This window comes from Eisenbergiella porci, from assembly GCF_009696275.1.
Lineage (GTDB): Bacteria > Bacillota > Clostridia > Lachnospirales > Lachnospiraceae > Eisenbergiella > Eisenbergiella porci.
Map to the genome: position 1 here is coordinate 41,494 of NZ_VUMI01000008.1, position 23,434 is coordinate 64,927.

Annotated in this window: 21 protein-coding genes, 2 tRNA genes and 1 other annotated feature; of the genes, 2 read left to right on the forward strand and 21 right to left on the reverse strand. The window is 50.0% G+C overall.

Going from position 1 to position 23,434, the window contains the following annotated elements:
- Positions 1-348: 348 nt before the first annotated feature.
- From FYJ45_RS06815 to FYJ45_RS06900, 18 genes are all read right to left on the reverse strand, one after another.
- The gene (locus tag FYJ45_RS06815) at positions 349-1,224 is read right to left on the reverse strand and encodes a helix-turn-helix domain-containing protein (protein ID WP_154464005.1); all 876 of its coding nucleotides are present in this window, start codon (positions 1,222-1,224) and stop codon (positions 349-351) included.
- A gap of 210 nt (positions 1,225-1,434) precedes the next feature.
- Positions 1,435-1,518: transfer RNA gene (locus tag FYJ45_RS06820), tRNA-Leu, on the reverse strand.
- Between the two features lie 43 nt (positions 1,519-1,561).
- A tRNA-Tyr gene (locus tag FYJ45_RS06825) sits at positions 1,562-1,643 on the reverse strand.
- Positions 1,644-1,700: 57 nt separating this feature from the next.
- On the reverse strand, positions 1,701-3,857 hold the full coding sequence (locus tag FYJ45_RS06830) for a glycoside hydrolase family 13 protein (RefSeq protein ID WP_021639666.1): 2,157 nt from the start codon (positions 3,855-3,857) through the stop codon (positions 1,701-1,703).
- A gap of 469 nt (positions 3,858-4,326) precedes the next feature.
- Positions 4,327-6,177 (reverse strand): ATP-dependent zinc metalloprotease FtsH, encoded by a 1,851-nt coding sequence (gene ftsH / locus FYJ45_RS06835; RefSeq protein ID WP_154464006.1) that lies wholly within the window; start codon positions 6,175-6,177, stop codon positions 4,327-4,329.
- A gap of 133 nt (positions 6,178-6,310) precedes the next feature.
- Entirely contained in the window at positions 6,311-6,838 is a 528-nt protein-coding gene (gene hpt, locus FYJ45_RS06840; RefSeq protein ID WP_021639548.1) for a hypoxanthine phosphoribosyltransferase, read from the reverse strand.
- On the reverse strand, positions 6,831-8,369 hold the full coding sequence (tilS, locus tag FYJ45_RS06845) for a tRNA lysidine(34) synthetase TilS (protein WP_154464007.1): 1,539 nt from the start codon (positions 8,367-8,369) through the stop codon (positions 6,831-6,833). Before tilS ends, hpt begins: the two co-directional genes overlap by 8 nt.
- Before the next feature lie 149 nt (positions 8,370-8,518).
- Positions 8,519-9,727, reverse strand: a complete 1,209-nt coding sequence (locus FYJ45_RS06850; RefSeq protein ID WP_154464008.1) for a SpoIIE family protein phosphatase — start codon at positions 9,725-9,727, stop codon at positions 8,519-8,521.
- 313 nt (positions 9,728-10,040) lie between these two features.
- Entirely contained in the window at positions 10,041-10,349 is a 309-nt protein-coding gene (locus FYJ45_RS06855) for a septum formation initiator family protein (RefSeq protein ID WP_154464009.1), read from the reverse strand.
- A gap of 23 nt (positions 10,350-10,372) precedes the next feature.
- Positions 10,373-10,963 carry a spore cortex biosynthesis protein YabQ gene (yabQ, locus tag FYJ45_RS06860; protein WP_207708399.1) on the reverse strand — a complete coding sequence of 197 codons (591 nt, stop codon included), beginning with the start codon at positions 10,961-10,963 and terminating at the stop codon, positions 10,373-10,375.
- Positions 10,964-10,970: 7 nt separating this feature from the next.
- The gene (gene yabP / locus FYJ45_RS06865) at positions 10,971-11,261 is read right to left on the reverse strand and encodes a sporulation protein YabP (protein WP_021638429.1); all 291 of its coding nucleotides are present in this window, start codon (positions 11,259-11,261) and stop codon (positions 10,971-10,973) included.
- A gap of 218 nt (positions 11,262-11,479) precedes the next feature.
- A complete protein-coding gene (locus FYJ45_RS06870) occupies positions 11,480-12,460 on the reverse strand; it encodes a phosphotransferase enzyme family protein (protein ID WP_154464010.1) in 981 nt (326 codons plus the stop codon).
- 35 nt (positions 12,461-12,495) lie between these two features.
- Positions 12,496-12,684: a hypothetical protein gene (locus FYJ45_RS06875; RefSeq protein WP_154464011.1), complete on the reverse strand. Its 189-nt coding sequence runs from the start codon at positions 12,682-12,684 to the stop codon at positions 12,496-12,498.
- Positions 12,685-12,763: 79 nt separating this feature from the next.
- Entirely contained in the window at positions 12,764-13,003 is a 240-nt protein-coding gene (locus tag FYJ45_RS06880; RefSeq protein ID WP_025488183.1) for an RNA-binding S4 domain-containing protein, read from the reverse strand.
- 495 nt (positions 13,004-13,498) lie between these two features.
- On the reverse strand, positions 13,499-13,774 hold the full coding sequence (locus FYJ45_RS06885) for an HU family DNA-binding protein (RefSeq protein ID WP_009255984.1): 276 nt from the start codon (positions 13,772-13,774) through the stop codon (positions 13,499-13,501).
- Positions 13,775-13,998: 224 nt separating this feature from the next.
- Complete coding sequence (locus FYJ45_RS06890) at positions 13,999-14,982, reverse strand: phosphotransferase (protein ID WP_025488182.1); 984 nt, start codon at positions 14,980-14,982, stop codon at positions 13,999-14,001.
- Positions 14,983-15,128: 146 nt separating this feature from the next.
- Complete coding sequence (locus FYJ45_RS06895) at positions 15,129-16,457, reverse strand: CCA tRNA nucleotidyltransferase (protein ID WP_154464012.1); 1,329 nt, start codon at positions 16,455-16,457, stop codon at positions 15,129-15,131.
- Between the two features lie 196 nt (positions 16,458-16,653).
- A complete protein-coding gene (locus tag FYJ45_RS06900; RefSeq protein ID WP_154464013.1) occupies positions 16,654-19,023 on the reverse strand; it encodes a valine--tRNA ligase in 2,370 nt (789 codons plus the stop codon).
- Between the two features lie 254 nt (positions 19,024-19,277).
- Positions 19,278-19,570 (reverse strand) — a binding site (T-box leader).
- A 147-nt stretch (positions 19,571-19,717) separates the two neighbouring features.
- Between FYJ45_RS06900 and FYJ45_RS29495 the strand changes: the two genes are divergently transcribed.
- On the forward strand, positions 19,718-20,161 hold the full coding sequence (locus tag FYJ45_RS29495) for a hypothetical protein (protein ID WP_195841703.1): 444 nt from the start codon (positions 19,718-19,720) through the stop codon (positions 20,159-20,161).
- Positions 20,162-20,208: 47 nt separating this feature from the next.
- Here FYJ45_RS29495 and FYJ45_RS06910 read toward each other — a convergent pair whose 3' ends face one another.
- From FYJ45_RS06910 to FYJ45_RS06920, 3 genes are all read right to left on the reverse strand, one after another.
- Positions 20,209-21,219 carry a hypothetical protein gene (locus FYJ45_RS06910; RefSeq protein WP_117543437.1) on the reverse strand — a complete coding sequence of 337 codons (1,011 nt, stop codon included), beginning with the start codon at positions 21,217-21,219 and terminating at the stop codon, positions 20,209-20,211.
- A 19-nt stretch (positions 21,220-21,238) separates the two neighbouring features.
- Positions 21,239-21,619, reverse strand: a complete 381-nt coding sequence (locus FYJ45_RS06915; protein WP_154464014.1) for a PadR family transcriptional regulator — start codon at positions 21,617-21,619, stop codon at positions 21,239-21,241.
- A gap of 185 nt (positions 21,620-21,804) precedes the next feature.
- The gene (locus FYJ45_RS06920) at positions 21,805-22,836 is read right to left on the reverse strand and encodes a DUF5597 domain-containing protein (protein WP_154464015.1); all 1,032 of its coding nucleotides are present in this window, start codon (positions 22,834-22,836) and stop codon (positions 21,805-21,807) included.
- Positions 22,837-23,111: 275 nt separating this feature from the next.
- Between FYJ45_RS06920 and FYJ45_RS06925 the strand changes: the two genes are divergently transcribed.
- A complete protein-coding gene (locus FYJ45_RS06925; protein ID WP_021635616.1) occupies positions 23,112-23,324 on the forward strand; it encodes a cold-shock protein in 213 nt (70 codons plus the stop codon).
- The last annotated feature ends 110 nt before the right edge of the window (positions 23,325-23,434 follow it).

Below are 23,434 nucleotides of genomic sequence, written 5' to 3' on the forward strand. Positions count from 1 at the left end.
TTCACTATCGCAAAGAGATCGAAACTATTGCTTATCAAATTTACTGCCTGGCATAAGTATCAGAAAAATCTTTTCTCCTGCCTCAATGGTTCTAACCCATATAGCCCCGGCAAATTACGTTTCATTTATTTTTGTTATATTAACTATATTGGTTTATCGGAAACAAAAATATGTATATTATGCATACTTTTTTGGTGTAAAACGACTTTTTTGCTTTCATTTTTAGCATAATATAAATATCACCAAGAAAATTAATATAATAATCCAATTAAAATGCACAAAAAAAACAACCAATTCAGTCGTTCCATTGGCGTAGTTATTTAACCGGAACAAATAAATTGATTGTTTTTATACCATGTAAGGCTGCGAACTATTCAGGACTTTCTGTTGATATTGCTTTGGTGAAATGCCAATACATTTCTTGAACATCTTTGAAAAATTAGAATAATCGCTGAATCCGGAAAGCATACAGCTTTCCGTCACTGATTTTCCTTCATCCAGATAATTTTGTGCAAGATAAATTCGTTTTCGCAAAATATACTGCTGGATAGACAAACCCGTTGCTGCTTTAAACTTTCTGCTGATATACGTACCATTATAAAATAATTTATCTGACAACTCCTCCAGGGTGATTGTCTCTAAAAGATGAGCATCAATATAGGACATTGTCTCATTGACCAAAACCGGCATCACATTGGGCATCGCCTTACTATCCTTGCTATTATAAAATAACAGGTTAATCTTTACCAACAACAGCAGGACATAAGAGGAAGTAGCAACATCCTGCCCATAATCTACTGATTTTTTTATATTCAATAAAGAATTATATAATGTTAACAGCTCTTCAGCAGTCTCATTATCCAAAACAACAATAGGAGGCTTATTATTGAAACGTTTATTAAAGCAATCCTTCAAATTTGTATGTGATGTAGAATGCATTTCCAAATATCTGCTGCTGATATTGATGACAAAACGTTTATATATTTTATTATCCAGCATTTCTACCCTGTGATATTCTCCAGGCCGCATCGCAATTATTGTTTTGGTATCAAGCCTGTAACATTGCTGATCAATATAATAATTGACAATCCCATCTACCAAAAAATATAATTCGTATCCGTTATGTGTGTGATAAAAAGACTGCCCCTCCAATTTATCTGAATATCGAATAAATAAATCCTCAGGTATTGGGTTGTAGATATGTTCTATACTTTCTTTTTGCATAATATTGTTCCATTAAATCCCTCCTTTTTTTATTTTATCACTCTAACGATATTTTGGCCACTTCTACTTTATCATATGTTTCCTATTTTAAACCTAAGAGTTGTAAAGTAACCAGCACAAATGCAGTTACAGGAATTCCGCCCGGAGAAAATAAAAAGGAACTCCCTCCAGCCGCGAGCTGGGAAAGAGTCCCTTTCACACTATCTTTAATGCCGGCAACCGGACTTGAACCGGTACGAGGTTGCCCCCGAGGGATTTTAAGTCCCTTGCGTCTGCCAATTCCGCCATGCCGGCAGACCATCCACCGCCGCAAATATCAATTTACGTCAATGAATAATGGATGGAGGTGGATTCGAACCACCGAAGCAATTTGCAGCAGATTTACAGTCTGTCCCCTTTGGCCACTCGGGAATCCATCCATTTATAGCCGCCGGAGACGACACTCCGTCTCCGACAATATACATTTAACCATACCTTTATAGGAATTGCAAGAAATTTTTTCGGTTGGATTTCATTTCTTCGCTCCGCTTCACAGGTTCGTTCCGATGCTGCAGTATAATTCCCGAAACCGGAGGCAGCGTCACCGTTATTTTTCCCGCTTCCACCACATATTTTACCGGATCCGTATAGAAACCGTCATTGCCTGTGAGGAGCAGTCTTGTCATTTCCGCCTCTTTCGGTATTCCCAGCTCCCAGACGGAAAGCTCCTTTGTCATCTCATGGTCATTGTTATTAATAAGGATCAGTGAATGGTTATCCCTGGTAAAACGGGCATAGCCAATCATATTATAATCCGTAAGCATCCACTTGATGGATCCGGTTTTGAACTCCTGGTTTTCCTTGTGCACCTTTATTGCCGCTTTGTGGTAGGCTATCAGCTCCTGATCTTCCCTTCCCCAGGGATAGGTCCTGCGGTTATCCGGATCCGTAAAGCCGCACAAACCCGCTTCATCTCCATAATAAATGGTCGGCGCGCCGGGCCAGGTCATCTGGATAAGAACCGCCTCACGCATCACCGCCTTGTTCACTCCCTGGTTTGCGGCATCCGGACCCAGTGTGTTCATACGCCCCACCTTCTTATTGGTACGGGTGAGGAACCGGGAATGATCGTGGTTGGAAAGCTCATTCATGGCAACCTGAATGGAAGGTGTGGCAAAGCATGCGCTGTGGTAGCCCATGGCGCCCCAGAAGCTTTCCGCATTTCCGAGCAGATCCTGACGGTAATCGTCACTGTGCTTCTGCATTCCCGTCAGGAACCAGGTTACCGGTTCCATAAAGGCGTCGTAATTCATCACCGTATCCCACTGGTCACCCTGCAGCCAGGAGGATGGGTCGCCGTAATGCTCCGCCAGAATGATGGCGTTGGGATTGGCGCTTTTCACGCTTCTGCGGAAATCCCGCCAGAAACGGTGGTTAAAATCAGGGGAATGGCCCAAATCCGCCGCCACATCCAGCCGCCAGCCGTCCGCATTGAAGGGTGGCGAAACCCATTTGGCGGCAACCCGCATGATATATTCATACAGCTCCCTGGAGCCTTCATAATTCAGCTTCGGCAGCGTATCATGCCCCCACCAGCCGTCATAAGTGGGGTTATAGGGGAACCTGTATTCGTCATGGAACATGAAATAATCATGGTATGGGCTGTCTCTGTCTATAAAGGCGCCCTTAGCATACCCTTCCCGTCCTTCATAAATACGTTCCCGGTCCAGCCATTTGTTAAAGGAACCGCAGTGGTTGAATACACCGTCAATGATAACCCGCATGCCTCTCCTGTGGGCTTCCTCCACAACCTTGATAAAAAGCTGGTTGCTGGCCTCCAGGTTCTCCTTATTCGTAACACGGTTGATATAACGGCCGGCGAAGCGGTTCTCATGCTGCCAGTCCGGCAGAAGCTCCCCTTCCTCGCTGACGATTTTCCCCACATGGGGATCAATATAATCGTAATCCTGTATATCGTATTTATGGTTGGAGGGCGATACGAACAGGGGATTAAAATAAATAACATCAATCCCCAGATCCTGCAGATAATCCATCTTATCCAGAACACCCTGCAGATCCCCTCCGTAAAAATTCCGTACATCCATCTGTGCAGGATATGCGTACCAGTCCTCTACCTTCCTGGATTTATCCCCGATATAATGATACTCTCCTGTGAGGACATCATTGGTCGGATCCCCGTTGCAAAAGCGATCCACATAAATCTGGTACATTACCGCGCCCTTTGCCCAGGCCGGTGTGGAAAAACCGGGGATGATGCTGAAATAATAATGCTCCTCCGGCTGCTTGACAACTCCCCTTGAATCGTAATAGCACCTGGCTTTTCCTGATTGTGCTTCAAAATAGTACGTAATCTTCTCATTATCCAGCTGCTGCCGATGTTCGTAATAGTCAAAAAGAGAATCTGACGACGCTTTAAACATCAGATTCTTCTGTCCCTGACAAATAAAGAACACCCTGTCCAGGTTGTTCTTTTTGGCTCGGAAGGTAATGGTTACTTCACTGTATGGCGCCGGTTCCGCCGGTGATATAAAATTTTCCGTTGTATCACTGAACAGAGCCTTTTTGCTGAGAATCGGCCGCATGCTGCTGATGTACTGATGCTGCTCTCCGCGCAAAAACCGTTCAAAATTCATATTTTAACACCCTTGCTCTCATGCATCCGCAGCACTGCCGCAAATGCCTAATTTTAGAGTACTTCTTTACCCATTGTAGCGTAAAAATCTGCTACATTCAAGCCCTTTTACGCTTCATTCTGTAACACCTCACTCCGTAAGTTACTGTTCACATCCCGCCCGGGCTAAAGCCGTCGCCGCCCTGTGTCCGTGTCCCCGTGCCTGTCTTCCTGTGTCTGTCTTCCTGTATCCGCCTGACACCATACTATGCACAAGCCGGCAGCCCCTGAAAAATTGCAGTAAAAAAGACAGCTTTTTATGGCTGTCCTTTTTAGAGAAGGTATTTCTTATGGGGTATAGCAAAAAACTATATAATGTATTGGGGGGGTTACGAGTATTATAATATCAAACCCGCCCCATTTTGTACATACCCAGAATTCACAAATATCACAAATTCACCATTCCATTTTTGTGTATTTTTCACAATCAATTATTCCGTAACTGTGTCAAAGAAAGATTTCTCCTGCCGGAACAGCGCTTCGAATTCCTCCCGCGTAATCTTTTCCTTCTGTAAAAGAAGATCCGCGGACTTATGGAGGATTTCCATATTTTCCAGAATGATTTCTTTGGCCTTTGCATAGCACCTGTCAATGATTTCCTTGACTTCCTTGTCAATCTCACCGCTGATGAGCTCACTGTGGGATTTGGCATGGGCAAGGTCACGGCCGATGAATACTTCGTCATCGTCGTCATCATAGCAGACAACACCGATATTGTCGGACATACCGAAGCGGGTCACCATTTTCCTGGCCAGCTTGGTTGCCTTCTTGATATCGCTGGATGCGCCGGTAGTGATGTCGTCAAAGATCAGCTGCTCTGCGATACGTCCGCCCAGGGACACCATAATCTCCTCTTCCAGCCTTCCCTTCGTCATGAACATGTCATCCCTCTCAGGCAGAGGCATGGTATAGCCGGCCGCCCCGATTCCTGTGGGAATGATGGAAACCGTATATACCGGCCCCACATCAGGAAGCACATGGAACAGAATCGCATGGCCGGATTCATGATAGGCCGTAATTTTCTTTTCCGCATCGGAAATGATACGGCTTCTCTTCTCCGAACCGATTCCCACCTTAATAAAGGCTTTCTGGATGTCCTCCTGGGATACGAATACCCGGTCGGACTCCGCCGCCAGAATGGCCGCTTCATTCAAAAGGTTTTCCAGATCTGCGCCGGTAAAGCCCGCGGTAGTCTGGGCCACCTGCTTCAGGTTCACATCATCGGCCAGCGGCTTATTTCTTGCGTGCAGCTTCAGGATATCTTCCCTGCCGCCCACGTCCGGGGTTCCCACGCTGATTTTCCTGTCAAAACGTCCGGGACGCAGAATCGCGGGATCGAGTATATCCACGCGGTTGGTGGCCGCCATAACGATAATTCCTTCATTCACGCCGAAGCCGTCCATCTCCACCAGCAGCTGGTTCAGCGTCTGCTCCCTTTCATCGTGGCCGCCGCCCATACCGGTTCCTCTGCGTCTTGCCACGGCGTCAATTTCATCAATAAATACGATACAGGGAGAATTTTTCTTCGCTTCTTCAAACAGGTCACGGACCCTGGAAGCGCCCACGCCGACAAACATTTCTACGAAATCAGATCCTGAAATGCTGAAAAACGGTACATTCGCCTCACCCGCAATGGCTTTGGCAAGCAGGGTCTTACCGGTTCCGGGAGGGCCCTCCAGCAGGACGCCCTTGGGAATCCTGGCTCCCACCCTGGTGAACTTGGAGGGTTCCCGGAGGAAATCCACGATTTCCTGCAGCTCTTCCTTCTCCTCCTTCAGCCCGGCCACGTCCTTAAGGGTAATTTTGTTATCTGCGCCCACGCTCATTCTGGCCCGGCTTTTCCCGAAGTTCATCATTTTGTTGCCGCCGGCGCCCGCGCCCGCATTCTGGGCATTCATCATCATAAAGAAGAACACCATGATAATTACGGCCACGACAAGCATGGGAAGTAAGGAATTCATAAACCAGCTTTCCCTGGGCACATCCCGCACAACGGGATCAATGCTGTAATCCTCAAACAGCCGGATCGCTTCTTCCACATTCGTCACATAAAGAGTCCGGTTCTGCCCGCCCTTGAGCAGAACGGCGGCCGAGCCGGTAGGCGTTTCCCTGTTCTGCGTGATGACGGCGCTGGTTACATTTCCGGCCTTCAAATCCTCTTCCAGGGCGCCCCGGGTATAATTATCCTGCATCTGGTTCATGGAGCTGGACCATACCATCAGAAGGAGCGCTCCCAGCAGCAGAATAAAAATCAGATTAATACCCCTGATATTCTTTCCCAATTTCTTTCCTCCTTTTACGGCAGCTGTTTAAGCCCTTCTGTGTGAGCCTCCTCCCTGCCGGGACTGCGGCCCGCGGGAAACTGCCTTTTTTCAAACGAAAAAGCTGCATTCCGCAGCTTCTTCATTATTTTCATTAATCATCGAATTCAACCACACCAATGTACGGAAGATTTCTGTATCTCTGATCATAATCCAGACCGTAGCCCACTACGAATTCATCTGGGATCTGGAAGCCGGTGTAGTTCACCTTTACATCCGTAACCCTTCTCTCAGGCTTATCAAGAAGCGTGCAGAGCGCCAGGCTCTTGGTCCCTCTGTCACGCATCATTTCCATCAGGTACTTCAGTGTCCTGCCGGAGTCCACGATATCCTCCACAATGATAACATCCTTATCCTTCAGGGGTTCATCCAGATCCTTTACGATCTTAACGACGCCGCTGGATTTGGTAGAACTGCCATAGCTGGAAACAGACATAAAATCAAGGGAAACAGGAACCGTAATCCGCTTGGCAAGCTCACACATAAAAAAGCTGCCGCCCTTCAGGACGCATACAAGATGAACCTGCCTGCCCGCATAATCCTTACTGATCTGATCGCCGATTTCCTGGATTCTTGCATCCACTTCTTCTTCCGTTAATAATACTCTGACTCTTTCAGCCATCTTCTTCTCCTCCTCTTATGTGTACCCGGAGCACTCTTTTCGTGCTGTCCGTCACTTTCACTGCGCTGCTGATGCGGTGTCCCACTACCCAGAGGATATGGCTGCCGTCCGCAAGCAGAAGCAGATTTTCCCTTTCCTGTACCGGTATCTTTTCCTGAATCAGGTAATCCTTCAGACGCTTCTTCTGAAGCTTATCATTGATGCTAAGATAGTCTCCCGGCTGTCTGGTCCGAAGTACCAGAGATTCTATTCTATCATAATCAAACCATTTCGTACATGTTTTTTGCGGAATTATCTGAGAATTTTCCCGCCGGAACAGGGAAAATTCAAGGATTTTTCCCCCGCCGCAGGCCAATGTAAGAACCGGGGCCGCATTTTGCGTATCCCCTATATTCCCGGCCAGCTCCTCCATATCTATTTTCTGGAAAAAATGCGCCGCCGGGACTTCCTCCTCCGTCCCTGCCAACGCCGCGGCCGCCGGCTTTCTCTCCTGAACGATCACCTCGCCGAAGCTGCGCAGCGCCTCCAGGCCATAGGGAAGCATCACCCTTTTTCCGCCCTGTTTGTAAAAAAGGCTTTCCACATCCCTGATATGGCTCATGCCGATATCCTTTCCTCCTCCGGACAGCTCCTTGAGCACCAGCCTGAGAAGATGGGTCTGCAGAAGCTTCTCTTCCTGAAGGAAGGCCGGTACGGCGATGCGGATTCTTTTTACCGGGGATGGCCTGCATTCCTGCTGGTTCCCCACCCTGGCCCGGGCTTTCTCCGGGCCCGCGGAGCCATCGGACGCTTCCTCTAAAAGCCTGCATCTGTCCAGGGCCTCCTGCGCCCTCCTGCCGACAAAATCCGCCGTCAGGGCCAGAAGCTCCGCCTCCTGCGAAAGATGCGCATCCGCCTCCGGACAAATTTCCTCCTTGGCAAAAGGAAGAATATGACGGCGGATCTTATTCCTGGTATAAGTATCCGTATCATTGCTTTTATCTATACACCAGCGGATATTTTTTTCCCGGAGCCACTGTTCAATCTCTTCCCTTCCCACGCAAAGAAGGGGCCGGATGATGTTATCCCGCACCGGCCGGATGGATGCCATGCCGTCCAGGCCTGTCCCGCGGAACATGTGGAAAAGCAGCGTCTCCGCCCTGTCATTCCTGTTATGCGCCACCGCAATACGATCCGCCCCAAAGCTTTCCGCCGCTTCATAAAAAGCGCGGTAGCGCACCTGACGGCCCGCCTCCTCCACGGACAGCCCCCTGGATTTTGCCAGAGCCTCCACATCCACTTCGGTCAGATAAAAGGAAACCCCAAGCTGCCTGCAGGTTTCCTCCACATAGGCGGCATCCTCCCCCGCTTCCCTGCGGATGAGATGGTTCACATGGACCACCGCCAGCTTCCATTGAAATGACGGCGCAAGAAGGGCAAGCACATGAAGCAGGCAGATGGAATCCGCCCCTCCTGACACTCCCACCACGATCCTGCTCCCCGGCCCGGCCATATGCTGTTCTTCCATATACCAGCGGATTTTCTCTATCATGCCTGCTGCTGCCTTCCTCTTTTTCGTATCTGCCGGTATCCTTCAAAAGATACCGGCTATCCTTTTACTATATCCAATATTTTCAAAAAAATCAATGCTGCCGCCAGGTCTTGTCCCCCGAAGTCTGTGTGGTACTGCTGTTCACTCTGTCACTCCCGATTCCTCTCCCAGATGCCTGCCGCAAGCACGGTCATATCGTCCCTGATTCTGCCCTGACACTGTTCGATAGCATATTTCATCATCGTATTGGCGATTTCCGCCGGTGAAACGGAGCCGATGCAGCCAAGCAGCGTTTCCAGCCTCTCCTCCCCATCCTCTCCGGGCCAGCCCTCCGTCATTCCATCGGAAAGCATGATTATGTAATCCCCGTCCATCAGCTGACACTCCGCGGGCTGGGGCTGTGCATGTCCGAAAGCGCCCAGAGGCAGCGTCCCGCCGTCTATCTTTTCCACAATGCTCCCCCGCTTGATAAAGCTTGCCGCCGCCCCTGTTTTCATAAACCGGCAGCTTCCCTCATACAGATCCACACTGCACAGATCCAGCGTGGGCATATTCCCTTCCTTCCCTTCGCTGGCCACCGCGCTGTTCACAAGCTGCACCGCCATTTCCAGCGGCAGCCCCGCTTCCAGCATGGTTTCCGTCATATCCGCCACGGCCTCGCTGTCCCTGCAGGCCTCTTCCCCTGAACCCATGCCGTCGGAAAGCACAATCGTAAAATTTCCGTCATCCGCTTCAAAAAAAGCAAAATTATCTCCCGAAACCTCCTCTGTCTCCTTGGCCGCCCGGGCCGTCCCGGTCATATAGCAATAAAAGGGCTCCTCCTCGAAGAAAAAGCAGACCGGGTCCTGTCCGATAAAAAAAGGATTCCGCCTGGCAGACATCAGCCTCATATCCAGAAGCACAGAAAGATAATCCGCAGCCTCCTCCACGGTCCTGGAAGCCCTTCCCTTTGTAGAAAGCAGGATGGACAGTTCCATGCGCCCGTCGCCCTTCTGGACAAGATAAATATCCCTGGCAATCAGCCCCTCGCCAAGAAGCCCCTTCATGATTTGCTTCTGCCTCCGGTTCCCCAGGCTGATGAAGCGCACGGACTCATCGGCCACATGATTCATCATATCCGCCATTTCCTTCAGATTTCCCGCAAACAGCTGCCTTCCCTCCGCAAGCCTTTTCCTCATCATGTATACCGCTCTCGCCTGCCTTGCGTCTGCGCCATCCTCTCCCTGCGCCTCTTCTTCGTCTTCCCCAAAAATCTGGGCCAGGTTCTGAAAGGTATCCGCACATACCCTGATTTTCCGCCTGCCATATTCCAAAAGATAACCGGACTGCGCCGCACCTGCCGTGTCCCTGCTCTTCATCTGCCATCCCGCCTTTCTTTACTCTGTTTTCCTGTCTGTGACTCGCTCTCATTATAGCGGGATCCTTCCGCGGGATTTGTCAAAGCATGGGGGCCTGTCCCCGGTTTTTATCAGGCTATATTTCCTTTTTCCTCCAGGAGATGCGCTTTTCGGCGCTCTTTGCTGTCGGCTTTTCCGTAAGGCGGTCGCGGCCGGTCGTTTTCGCTCCGGCAAAACCACGCATAAAAACCCTTTCCCGGCCCCCATACCTTTGCCCGCAGGAATAAAAAAAGTCCTGCAGCACCCTTAACCGTGCCGCAGAACCTTTATTTTCTTATTCATCCGGTTTATAAATGATCTCTCCCTCATTTACCAGCCCCAGCTTATCCTTTGCCACCTCTTCCACATATTTCTTGGTCTGGGTGTACTTCCTGTATTCCTCTATCTCTTCCGTACGGGCCTTTTCCGCATCGATCTGTTCCTGAAGGACCCTTTCCCGTGCCGCGTAGGTCTCCTGCTTCTGCCTTAACTCCACGCTCTTTAAGGAAACAACCACAAGAAGCATCAGTACCACCATCAAAACCAGGAACATACCCAGTCGGTTCTGCCTCTTCTTGCGGAAAACCACTTTTCTTTTTACCATAATCTAACACCTCTTTTGAAAAGTCAGCTTTCTGCTTCCCCGCGCCTCAATTTTTTCCCACTCAGTTTCTTTGCTGCCTGTTCTTTATTCTGCCGTTTGCTCTGCCTTTTCTCCCGTCGTTTACATAACCTCATTTTAATCACTTTCTCCCATGCAGTCAACCTGTATTTTATCTGTCTGCGCCGGATTCTTGCCTCCCGCGCCGCACGGCGCGCACACCGGCCTGCAAGGACCTTCATCTTGCGCCAAAGGAACCGGATGGGAGCGCTCAGCTTCCACAAAATTTTCCCAATCAGCGCAATCAGCTTATTAACGGCCCCTGACACCAGATTTACCAGTGCTGCGCTCAATGTTTTCTTATAAAGAAACATACCGGTGCCCGCGCCTATAACGGAAAACCAGCGGAACATGCCGTTATTTTCATAATAAAGCATATAAAAAATACCTGCCGTTGCCAGCACCCAGAAAACCAGGTCCTCCAGCGAAAGCAGGAACCATCCGTGGGGAATGATTCTCCTGAAAATCCGGAACAAATCATAAATAAAAGTAATAATCACGCCCAGGAGGAAGGAATGCAGCATAAACACTCCCTCTCCCGCAATCACCGGGCTCACGGCGCACCTACTTGAAAAGCCTGGAGAAAAGGGATTCGCCCTTTCCGCCATAGCCGGTGTTCTCCGAATAGGTTAAGCTGTCTATTTTACCGTCCACATCGACCTCGCCCTTATCTAACATCAGGCGGCTTACATGCAGATCGCTTCCTTTTATCATGAGCATCCCCTGTTCCGTTTCCAGGAGCACCTCCGCAACGTCAAAGGACAGCACATCACACACGCCCGTGATATTGCAGATTCCTCTGTCCGTCAGAACCATCTTATGCTGTCTTACTCTGGTTGTATTCAAATCTTCCATAGCTGAGGCCTCCTAACGTATGTAACTGTCCGGCTTCTTTACAGTACTGCCAGAATCCATCCCCAACCGCTTCAGCCGATGGATTCCGGCATTCCTGAATCACTTTCAAACAGCCGGCGCAAAACACCGGCCTGCGTAGCCCAATGCATTGCCCTGCCAGACAGTAACCATATTTCTTATAGAATATATGTCAGAAGGTCCGCATTTATGACTCCGGCTTACCTGAAACCATCCTCCAGCGCCCGGATTTTTCCATTCAGCTTCTCCCTCAGCTCCACCAGCCAATCCGGTTCCTCCGCCGTCCGCGAGCTGACACAGCGGATAAGCCGCGCATAGCTGCGAAGATTCACAAACCGGCGCATCAACGCAAGCATCGACTCCGTCTCCTGCGTATAGGCATACTCTTCGGCATATCCCTCCAGAAAGGTTTTCTTTATCTCCGGCAGCCGCTCCTTTTCTCCTTCCAGCTCATCCTCCAGACTGTCCCATACCTGTGCAAGATCCAGCGCATACCAGCAATAAATCCCGTCATCAAAATCAATAACCCGGCAAACCCTTTCCGACGCATCCCAGAACACATTATCCGGTTCAAAATCATAATGCACAAGCCCATAGTTCTCCGCCGTCTTCGGAAGGCCATCCAGCGCCTTCCTCACCTTTTCAAGCTCCTGCCGCGCCCCTTTGGACCCTCCGTACTCCTCCAGGACTTCCCGTATCCATTCCAGGATATCCGCATACGACCGCTTCCGCACCGTGGGTACATACGCCGCAGACAATGCATGCAGTTGCCCCAGCGCCCTTCCATACGCGTACACCGCCTCCCGGGGATACCCGGAATCCACCATCTGCACACCATCTACCCCTTCAAAAACCGATGCATAAAAACATCCATAAACCGTTTCCAGCCGCAGCAGCTCCTCACCCGACACCGACGCGACCGCCTTCAAAGCAGGATACCCCTGCCCACGCAGATACCGGATAAACTCCAGTTCTCCCAGGATATCTCCTTCCACCTTTTCATCCACCGGCGCCAGCCGCAGGAAATACATCTTTCCGCCTGCCGTAAACGGATAAACCGCGTTGGAGGAAATCCGAAAGTACCCCAACATTTCCTCCAGATTCTCCTCATCATGCGCCCAAAAAGCCAACGCCTCCCTCACAAGATTAAAATTTTCAAACATATTCTCAAGCTTCAGCATTCACTCAATCCTTTCCGGACAGCCGCCTTAAGAGTTCACTCCAGGCCCCTGCCCAAACCAATTTCCACAATAAAAAAACGGCACTCCCGAAAAACAGAAGCGCCGTAATTTACCGCCCGAAAAAACAACAGGATGAATGCCATCAGAATTGTCCTGCAAAATGAGCCGTATGCCTTCGTTTTCCGTAATTCAAAAATATCCGATTCCTCATAATAACGACTCACCTGCCTTTCCTGACCCCATCATAACCCCGGGCCCCTAAAAAGTAAAGCCCGTTCTCAATTTATCCCAACACCAATTTCCCTACAGATACTTAAACAGCTCCTTCGCCTCTTCCTTCCGTACAGTCTCCTGCACATCCAGCACTTCCACCTTCACATCCTTATTCCCGAACTGAATCGTAATCACGTCCCCCTCCTTCACATTAGAAGAAGCCTTGGCCGGCTTATCATTAATCAAAACCCGCCCCGCATCACAAGCCTCATTCGCCACCGTCCGCCTCTTAATCAACCGCGACACCTTCAAATACTTATCCAACCTCATACTCATTCATCCTCTTTTCCTCAACAAATAACACCGCACTAACCCTTCCTTCCCTCACAATCCCCCATCCCGCCCCATCTCCTGCGCTTATGGGTTTTGCCCCTCCCCCTCACATTCTTCAACCAAATTCCCCGCCACCGTCCTTCATCCCCGCATTACACAACCTACGCAGGAACGGAAGGAGAATCCGGAATCAGGGCGGCAGGCTGGGGGCAGGGGGGAGACGGGACAGGTGTTTTTCGGGTGCCTTCCCGGACCATGGAGATGAGACTTAAAAATTGTGGAAGGAACCTGACACAATTTTTCGCCCAAGGCTCATCGCAATGCCCGGTCCGGCTGGCACCCGAAAAACACCTGTCCCGTCTCCCCCCTGCCCCCAGCCTGCCGCCCTGGTTCCGGATTCTCCTTCCGTTCCCTCCCCCCTATTGAAAAATGGCTGCCAATACATGTCATTGGCAGCCACCGAACTTGTCCATTATTACGAAACTCTTCCGATTATGCGTTCAGCATATCCTTTAAAGCCTTACCAGCTTTGAACTTGGGAGCCTTGGAAGCAGCAATCTTCATAACTTCGCCGCTCTGAGGATTTCTTCCTTCTCTTGCTGCTCTTTCGGAAACTTCGAAGGTACCGAAGCCAACCAGCTGTACCTTTCCGCCTTTCTTCAGTTCATCTGCTACTACATCAGTGAAAGCTTTCAGGGCCTTCTCTGCATCCTTCTTGGAAATTTCAGCTGCGTCAGCCATAGCTGCTACTAATTCTGTTTTGTTCATTATGAACTCCTCCTGTAATCACTGTAAATTTATAGATTGTATGCAAAAGAGTGTACTCTCTCAGACACTATATTATATATATACGTTTATCCCCCCTTTGTCAAGTATTTCCCCCGAAAAACCTGCGTTTTCAGGGCAAAATTAACCCTTTTTTAATAAAGAAGCTCTCAAAAAAAGACGCACTTCCGTTTTTACGTGTGCGCCATTTTTTGTCGTTTTTTCATTTATTTTAATGCATTGTCAAGAAAAGCTTTTTTTTCAGTTTCCTGCCGCAGCAGATTCTCCAGTTTTTCCCGGTTTCTCCCCGGTATCCAGGCCTTTCCGTTGTTATAATAAAAGTTGACTATCTTCCAGAATTTCTCAGGATAGGCAAACCGGTAATACAGCTGGATGCGGTCCGCTTCGGAGAGTGTGCGCTGCGTTTCATACGCTGTCAGGATGTTCAGGCCAAGGCTGACCGACCATGCATTTTTTTCCAGAAGCTTCCTGAGGAAGAGGTAGAGATCCCGGATAGGATTATCAAGCAGGTATTTTTCGAAATTGATGACGGTAAAGCCATCAGGCGTATACAGGATATTGTGATGCTGAAAATCACCATGGCAGAAATTACCATTCTTTTTTATCGCTGCTTCATCAAAGGCATCCGCATATCCCTGAAGCTCCTCCACCGCGGAAAGCGCTTTCTCATAAAAGAAGTCATAATGATGGAGAAGGTAAATCTCGAACTCCGTCTTCTGGCCTTTTTCCCGCAGATAACGGCGGACCTTTTTCAGCTCCCGGTTATGCTTCACGTATTCATTTTCCATACACAGGGCGGGCACGTCATATTCCTGCACCAGCTCGGGCAGGTGCATGGCATTATGTAACCTTCCCAGCGTCCGCGCGGCGCTCTGGCATTCCCGCACATCCTTCAGATTGCATTCCCGGCCTTCATAATAGGTTTTCAAAATATAAGGCACCCGATCCTGATCGTAGGAGATTAACCCGCCTTCCTTATTCCGGATCAGCTGCTCCAGCTGTGAAAAGCCGTTATCCTTCACCGCCGCCAGAAGCTTTTCCTGAATCTCCAGACGCGCCAGGGGGCCTGTATATTCCTTCAGGATAAACCAGCCCTCCTGTGTTTCACACAGAAGCGCGCCCCTTCCCTTCAGTGTACGGAGAATTTCTATTTCATAATTTTCAAAAACGCTTACCGCTCTGTCATTCACTGATATTTCCTCCCTCTCATACCCGGCATTTTCCGCCGAGCAGATGCTGCCGGCCAAACGCCGCCCGCAGGCCGGGTTCACAGCCCCCGGGCAACAGCAATTTTCTGCCGCTAGGTATTACCTATCATATGAGAAGGAAGCTCAAGTTATGTTTCTTTCGGAAGGTTTGCAAGCAAATATTCTTTTGTATTTTTCCCCGGGTCCTCCAGGACAAACTCCAGGAGGGCCGTAAGGGTCCGCCCCAGCTGCGGCCCCGGCTTCATGCCCGCCGCCATCAGATCCCGGCCCGTCACCGCCAGGTCCTTAAGCGTGAGGCAGTCTCCCTCCTTTTGAATCTGTTCATAAAGGCTGTCAAGCCTGTCAAGCCATTTCACCTTTTCAGCCCTCTGATAATCGCTCTGCGCCGCCAAATCAGCTCGCTTTACTTCTAAAAGCAGCGGGAAAAGCGCGGTCCCCACCTTAGAGGCCGCCCGGCGCACCGCCCTGATTTCCGGAAGGATCTCGCAGTCGTGCCAGTATACCAACTCTGTCACTTTGTCAATCGTATCATTGTCATACCGCAGCCTTTTCAGGATCCCTCTGGCCATACGGCTTCCAGCCGCTGCGTGGCCGTGAAAATGATCCACACCGTCTTCATCTGTAAAAGCGCATTCCGGCTTACCGCAGTCATGCAGCAGCATGGTAAGCCTCAGGACCTTGTCGGCCCGCACCGCCCGCATGGCGCGCAGCGTGTGCTCCCCCACATTCCAGCTGTGATGGGGATTTTGCTGGGACGTTTCCATCATTCTGTTGAATTCCGGCAGTATAATGGCGGTAATTCCCGTCTCCCAGGCGTATTTTAAAAATTCGGGATGCGGGCTTGCAAGCAGCTTCGTCAGCTCCACCTGAATCCGTTCCGCGCTTACCTTCCGAAGGTTTTCAGCATGTCCGCAGATGGCGGCCCTTGTTTTTTCCTCTATGGCAAAACCCAGCTGTGCAGAAAAACGGACGGCCCGCATGATGCGCAGGGCATCCTCCGTAAAACGTTCATCGGCATCGCCCACGCACCGTATGATTCCTTTTTCCAGATCCTCCCTGCCGCCAAAGGCGTCCACCAGGCCTTCCTCTTCATTATAGGCCATGGCATTAATGGTAAAATCCCGCCGTTTCATATCTTCAATTAAATTGGAGGTAAAGGTAACCTCATTCGGATGCCTTCCATCCTCATATTCCCCGTCCACACGGTAGGTAGTGATCTCATAGCCTTTTTTATGGAGCATTACCGTCACCGTCCCATGCTGGATGCCGGTATCCACGGTCCGGCCAAACAGCGCCTTCGTTTCCTCCGGCCTGGCTGAGGTTGTGATATCCCAGTCATCCGGCGTGCGTGAAAGCAGCGAATCGCGGACGCAGCCGCCCACCGCGTAGGCCTCATGTCCCGCCGCCTGTAAGCAGTGTATGATATATGTGACATCCCCGGGAAGCTGTATTTTCATCCTGATCCCTTCCTTTCCGGCCGGCGTCTGCGGCCGGACTTTGCATACTTGTAACTGAACTGCTACTATTATATACAGTTTTCCGCCGCGCCCGCAACTTAAAAAATAATCTCAGGCCCATTCCCGGAGCAATTCGGAGGCAGCCGTTCGGCCGGGACCAAACTGCAGCCTCCGGCCACACGGATTATCCCTGCTCTCAGCTTCTGAAAATAATGGCAGCGGCATTGGTGCAGGCCCGGATATCCGTCTCGGACTGTTTGAAAAGCTTTCTTAATTTCCCCGGGCAGGTAATTACCAGCTCCGGGATGGCTTCCTTCATGGACATCTGCTTTTCCGTCTTTTCCTTTCTGACACGGCCGATAGTTTCCTTCAGATGGCCGCCGAATTCCAGGAGCAGTTCATCCGCCTTCTCCCGCTGCCACAGCAGCTGATGAATTGATACCGCGCCTTCAAACCCGCGGAAACAGGACTGGTAAATATATTCCGTCATATGGGGAATATAAACCGCATACAGCTTCAAAATACCCAGAAGGCTGTGATAGAGGGCATGCTGGGCGCCCCGGCGTTCCGCTTCACCGTGTTTCTCCGGCTGGTAAAGCCGTTCCTTGACAATCTCAATATAATAATCACAAAAGTCCTCCCAGAACAGCTCGTCAACCTTCTTCCTGGCAAGCCCTGTCTCATATTCCTCCAGGAAGGCGGCCGCCTCCCCCGAGGCTTCCTTTACCCGTTCCAAAATCCACAGATCCGGAGGCAGAAGCCGTACCGTCTCCCCATAGTCCGGCCGGTAATCCTCCAGATGCATTCCGGCAAATTTTGCCGCATTATAAAGCTTATTCAGAAAGCGTTTGGAAACCTTCAGTTCCTCTTCGCTGAAAAAAGTATCCGTTCCCAGCCTGGCGCCGGCCGTCCAATAGCGTATGCAATCCGCGGAATGCGTCTCTATCAGCTGCATGGGAGAGGACGCGGCGTTGTTTTTGGATTTGCTGATTTTTTCTCCGGGCTTTGCCAGGACGAAGCCGCTGATCATGATATCCCTCCAGGGAATGCTTCCCGTATGGTAAAGACTGCGTACAATTGTGTAAAAGGCCCAGGTACGGATGATTTCATGAGCCTGATGCCGCATGCCCATAGGCAGGATTTCCCGGCTGCGGTCATCGCTCTCCCCGAATCTTGCATTGATTAAAGGTGTGACGGAGGAAGTGGCCCAGGTATCGAAAACCGCCGTTTCCGGCAGAAATTCCTCACAGCCGCAGCTGCATTTTTTCCCCGGCAGTTCTTCCATGGGGTTCACCGGCAGCTGATCCGCTTCGGCAAATACCGGTTTTTTACAGTTCTTACAGTACCATACCGGAAAAGGAACGCCGAAATACCGCTGTCTTGAAATACACCAGTCCCATTTCAGGTTTTCCACCCAGCTTCTGTATCTGCTTTTCATATAGGCAGGGTGCCAGTTGATTTCTTCCGCCGCATCCAGGAACCGCTGCTTCTGTGAAAGCACATCAATGTACCACTGATTGGAGGGTATGATTTCCACATCCGTACCGCACCTTTCATGAACCGCTACCAGGTGGGTCAGCTCTTCCCTCCGGGCCAGCGCCCCGGCCTGCTCAAGCGCTTCGATAATGGCCGCCCTTGCCTGTTTTACCTTCATGCCCCCGATTACAGGAACATGCTCCGCAATCCTGCCGTCCGGGCGAATTACCTCTCTGTAGGCAAGGCCGTGCTTTTCACACCAGCCCACATCCGCGGTATCTCCGTAGGTAGCGCACATAACGGCTCCCGTGCCTTTTTCCATACTGGCCTCTTCTTCTGTCAGAATGGGAACCTCAAAGCCGTAAAGAGGCACCTTTGCCATTTTCCCGGCCAGCCTCCGATATCTCTCGTCTTCGGGATTTACGAAAACACAGACACAGCCATAAAGCAGCTCCGGCCGTGTGGTCGCAACGAGGAGCTCTTCCTCTCCCGCCTGGAATTCCAGGTAATTAAAGGTAGTTTCCTGCTCCTTCATTTCCAGCTCCGCCTGGGCAATGGAGGTACGGCACTGCGTGCACCAAAGCACAGGCGATTCCTTCATGTAGGCCTTTTTCTGCCGTACCAGATCAAGAAAGGCTCTCTGGGATATTTTTGCGGTCAACCCGGATACTGTCCGATACTGCAGTGACCAGTCTACAGAAAAGCCCAGGCTCTGCCACATTTTCCGAAAATCCGCCTCATAGCTTTCGATGGTTTCCATGCATTTTTCACGGAACTGGCTTCGGGGCATATCCGCGGCATGGAAACCGCCGTCCCTTTCCACAAGCCGTTCGGTGGGAAGGCCATTGTCATCAAAGCCGAAGGGATAGAAAACATCGTAGCCCTGCATCCGCTTAAAACGCGCTATCATCTCCGCCTGGGTATAAGAAAAAACGTGCCCGATATGAAGGCTCCCGCTTACCGTAGGCGGCGGTGTGTCAATGGAAAATACCTTTTTCTCCCGGCCGTTCCTGTATCGGTAAATCCCTTCCTTTTCCCATAACGCCTGCATTTCCCGTTCTGTTTTTCTGAAATCATACTTTTTATCCATTCCGGATACCTCCTGATATTTACGGCTCCGCCGTTTTTTTGCAGCAGTTTTCCCGCCGTTTATTTGATTACAAACCAGATCGAAGCGCCCGCCCTGTGCAGTGAGCGGATGTGAAACCCCGGACGTATTTGTTCCCTGCGGCAGCCGTCAATAGGGACAGGAAAACCGATGGTTATCTGCCACCATTCCCAATTGGCCGCTGTCCGCAGGAAACGGGCGCCGCCAGAAACAAAAAAAACGCCCTAAGCAAAAATGCTTAGGGCGAACAATATGTCCGTGGTACCACCTAAATTCAGAAGAGACTTCTGCACTTATTACAATACGGGAAAACCTCCCGGTCTTCCGATATCGCTTTCCCTGATAACGGTGGAAATCTCCGTTGGAGTCTACTTGGAATCCGAATCCGCCGGGCAGACACCCGCCGCCGTCCTCCGTTCAATCCAAAGCTCAAAGGCTACTTCCATGTTCCCTTCACGGAGATTTTCACCAGCCATCTCCTCTCTGTTCATCCGGAAGAACATGTACTCCTCCTCATCAACGCTTTTGTCTGAGTCTGTTAACGCTATTATAGCATGGGTCCTTGGAATGTCAACCATGAATATTTAACCTGCGACTGTGTAAGCAGATTCCATCCTTTCAAGCAAATGCACATTCCATAGAAGGGACATACTGCACCGATTTCTGGCGCTATCCCATGTTCCGCAAAATATCGGAAAGCATGGGCAAACCCGTTCCTGTGGGCACCCTGGGACTCTTCATACGGGAAGACCATCCCGCTTTGACAGATTTCCCATGTACCCGTTATTCCACGCCCCAATGGTGGGATATTGTAATGAATTCACGCTCAACCATCCTTGACCGGACAGATATTGTTCCCATTGTGCAGACCATTGATAATTTCGAACGCAATCACCGTCTCGGACTGGTTTATGAGGTTTACTGCAACAACTGCCACATAATCACATGTACCGCCGATTTGACGGCTCTTACGGATTCGCTCCCCGCCCAATGGCTGCTGGAAAGCCTGACGGCCCGGCTTAAGAAAAGCGGCATGAAATCCGTTCAGGACGGACATTCCTCTCCCCTGGAAATCCCCACTGTTTCAGAGGAAACCTTCCTCTCCTTATTCACGGAATAGGCAAACAGGCCGATGAATTTAAATTCATCGGCCTGTCACATATCCGCTTATTTGTCATATTTCAAAGCCTTATAAAGCGTAGTGCCAAAATCCAGCAGCAAAATAACGATCATCACCCAAATGAATACATCAGGGAACCCGGAAATGAATTCACCAATCCATCTCTCATCCGCTTTAAAAACACTGTTAACAGCCGGCAGCACCTGAGGATTTACAAGCCCCGGCGTCTTCAGGAACAGGAACAGGCAGAGAAAGCTCAGAAGATCCGCAGCTCCCGTAACCACTGCCAGCCGTTTGGTGTATCTGCCTTCAAAATACCCGTAAAGATCCCTGCCCACGCCGAAGATAACCATGCCGACCAGCAGGAACCATTTGCTCCTCACCGCCTGCGTATTCAGAATCGGTACGTATATGTGCTGACCTCCGTCCTTATAAATCACACAGATGATCTGCGGCACTACCAGAAAAATAATCAGGAACGCCACGGACAGGCAGATACCGGCAATGGCTTCTCCCTTGCTGATGCGCTCCTGCTTTACCGGTACGGGCGGCAGCGCATCCCAGTTCCCGCTGATATCCTCCATATTGATCCCCTTCCTCTGGAAAAAAGCAAACAGCAGCGTGACAAAGGCAAATGCCAGCATCAGCCCCATAAAAGTGCTGCCCAGCCATCCCGCTATATCCAGGAAATATTCATACCCTGCCTTCGTTACCTGCCAGTTATCCATCACCATGGTGATTCCCCCGGCAATCAGCATACCGCCGGCCACTGCCCAGAACACGATCCGCATCATTGCTTTATAAGCGCCGAAGTAAGGCGGACCGATCAGGCACTTATCCTTATCGGGGCTGTAATGGTTCGCCATTTCGGACGGGCTTCCCAGCTCTGCCAGAATAATGCGAAGATCCTTTTCCTCCGCAGGACGGTCCTGGCACCGCTCTTCCAGCATATCTTCAATTAACGTATCCAGTTCTCTGCTGATATCTCCCCGCATTTTATGAGGAAGCAGTCTGGAAACCGCATATACATAACGTTCCTTTAATTCCTGTACACTCATCTTGCCTCTCCTTTTCTTATTATAACTGTTCCGTCATTCCATCTTCCTTCCCCGGAAGCGCTTTGCCATCCGCAGAAAGAATCCGTTCCATGCTGGCCGCCGTCTGCTGCCACTGCTTTTTCAGCTTCTCATAGATTTCCTTACCCTCCGGGGTAATACAGTAGTATTTCCTGGGCTTGCTCTCTTCCGTATTCCATTCACTGGTCAAAAGTCGCTGTCCCTCCAGACGGCGGAGTAAGGGATAGAGCGTATTCGTCTCCACCGGCAGGCCATATTCCGTCAGCTGGGTCACCAGGCTGTAACCATATTTCGGTTCCGTCAGCTGGCTGAGCACGCTCAGTACAATCGTTCCCCGGCGCAGCTCCATCAGCAGGCCGGACAGTACCTCTTCTTTTCCCATGGCTCCTCCTTATCATTCTCCTGTCACCGTTCCTTATTATCGCGGTTATATACAGTACTATATCATTTTATACATTATACTGTGTGCCACACACTATGTCAATACAATAAAATAAACATAATAAAAATACACATAATAAAAATGCCGCAGTTTTTTTAACCGCGGCATACTGAGTCAAATATATTTCAATCAAAGCCCCTCGGGAATAAAGCTTTATTCTGCGGACATCCCCGTATTGGGATTAAGCCGAATACATTCGGCCCGGTCTGCACCAGAAGCGCCCTTCCTCTCACCTGAAGCTTCTTTTTTCCCGCCTCCGAATGCGTTTCCGTGGTATATCCCGTATACATGGCGACGCTGCGCAGGTATTTTGCCGTCACATGATATTCCGGCAGCTTCAGGTAATGGCTGGTTTCAAACTCATCCTCCGCAAAGGCATGGACACAGCCGGTATTCCTGTAACGGATCAGGAGCGGCGACATGGCTGACAGGATACGCATGGTCAGAGCCATATCCTGGCATTCCTCCAGCAAATTGCCCTCTTCATCCAAAGCGCTTTCCGCCCCGAAGCAGCAAATCCCCGCGGCGCCGTAATCCGCCGCCGCAAGCAGGGCATTCATAGCATTTGCCGCCCCGCGGATAGGTGACTCCGGTATAAACAGCGGATTATCCTCTCTGGCGTAGGTCCTGCAGATCCTGGTGTATTCCCTCCGGTTCTGGTTATAAATATCCGGACCGATGAAATCCAGATGCGGCGCGCCGGCCTTCCAGATATCCAGCACTCTTCCCACAGCGGCTCCGGCGTTATAGCACAATCCCGGCTCCTCATAGCCCTGCTCTCCCACCATAACATTCGTAAAACAGGGAAGAGCATACGCCGCCTTTCCCGCTGACGCCACTTCATCAATGTACCGGGCATGATACCATGCGCTGAAGGCCTCGTGCGCATGCCTGCCGAACTGTCTTTTCCAGGCGGAAGCTTCTTTTCCCTCTCCAATCAGTTCCCTTCCGCTGTCAGGAAGCTCCACACCGGCAAGCGCCCCCGGCACAGGCTTCTCATAGTCCCTGCGCGTTTCCGCGGAATAATCCATATCCGTATTCGCATAGCCCATTTCATTTTCAATCTGGACGGCAAGCACGGTTCTGCTTTCCCCGTCCGCTTCCTTCAGAAATTCAGTCATTTTGTCAATACCCTGTTTCCCTGTTTTTTCCTTCATTTTTTCTTCTTCCTTATGCCATTCTCAGACGCATAAAACACATAAGTCGTAAAAAGAAATATTCATCCACGCATTGCCACTTTTTTTATTGAAAATTTCAAAAAACCTCTTGACAGTTTTGCAAAAGAAGGGTACTATGATGCTGTATTCCAAACGATTCAATGATTTCACATATTTTTGTAAATCTTTGGCACGTTCGATGATTTACAAAAATATGTGATTTTTTTGTATTTCGCCCCGAATATGTAAAAATTTTTTAAGAGGAGGTACCACTAATGAGCAACGGTACAGTTAAATGGTTTAACGCAGAAAAAGGCTATGGTTTCATCACCAACGCAGACAACGGAGAAGATGTATTCGTACATTACTCTTCTATTCAGACTGACGGATTCAAGACATTACAGGAAGGCCAGTCCGTAACTTTTGATACGGAAGCTGATCCCAGAGACAGCAAGAAGGTTCGCGCTGTCAATGTTATTCCCCAGTAATCTGAGATAACGTTAAATCAAGAGGCATCTGCAACGTAAGCAGATGCCTCTTTTTTGCTTCCGCAGCCAAAAAGGGACAGCCGCCGGCTGTCCCTTCTGCGCTTGTTTAT